Genomic DNA, 925 nt, shown 5'->3' with positions numbered 1-925 from the left:
CACCTGAACGCCCGCATCCTCGCCGGTCTGCCGCCCGCCCGAGCCGGGCCCGGACGGCCGGCAGACCGGCGAGGATGCGGGCGTTCAGGTGCTCGGCGGCGGCGTCGATCGCCGCCCGGGCCACCCCGACGTAGACGGCGGCGTAACTGGCCACCAGCCAGTGCGGCATCAGCTGGGCGACCACCAGAGCCAGCCCCTCCACCCCGCCCAGCAGCCGGTCGGCCGGGACGGTGACGTCCAGGTGCAGGTCGTGCGAGGAGGTGGCGCGCATGCCGAGCGAGTCCCAGGTCGGCTCGACGGTGAGCCCGTCCCCGGCCGGGACCAGGAACTGGGAGACCACCGACTGGTCGGCTGCGCTGCGGGCGGCCACCAGGTACCCGTCGGCGTGCCCGGCGCCGGAGCAGAACGTCTTGCTGCCCTTGAGATGCCAGCCGCCGTCGACCGGCTCGTAGACGGTGCTGAGCTGGGACAGCCGTGCCCCGGCGCCGCGTTCGCTCATCGCCACCGCGTACCAGGCGCCCTCGGCGGCCGCGCGGAGCAGCCGGTCGCGGGCGGCCAGCGCCTCGTCCGGTACGCCGAGCGCCTCGGCCAGCTCCTCGGTGACCGCGCCGAGCGCGCCGGTGACCGAGGCGTGCATGTTGAACACCAGCGCGGTGGCGCCGTTGCCCCGGGCCAGCTCGGTGGCGACCGCGGCGTACTCGGCGAAGGTGGCACCCATTCCGCCCAGCTCCCGGGGCACCATCAGCCCGAAGAGTCCCGCCTCCCGCAGGTCGGCGAAGTCGTCGACCGGGAAGGAGCTGTCCCGGTCGTGCTCGGCTGCGCGGGCGGCCAGTCGCGGCGCCAACCGGCGGGCCGCCTCCAGCGCGTGCACAGTCATGTAGCCCCCTTCTCGGCGTCCCCTTTACCCCGGGCGACCCCGGCTACC

1 protein-coding gene is annotated in these 925 nt (G+C 75.4%); it reads right to left on the bottom strand.

Translation table 11 applies throughout. The annotated features are described in order from the left end of the window. Positions 1 to 877 (bottom strand): acyl-CoA dehydrogenase family protein (locus DKL51_RS06905; RefSeq protein ID WP_148097740.1); only part of this gene is annotated, 877 nt, incomplete at its 3' end. Positions 878 to 925: the final 48 nt, after the last annotated feature.

It is taken from the genome of Micromonospora globispora, from assembly GCF_003857015.1.
GTDB classification, from domain to species: Bacteria; Actinomycetota; Actinomycetes; order Mycobacteriales; family Micromonosporaceae; genus Micromonospora; species Micromonospora globispora.
This window is presented reverse-complemented; position numbering and strand designations above follow the sequence as displayed.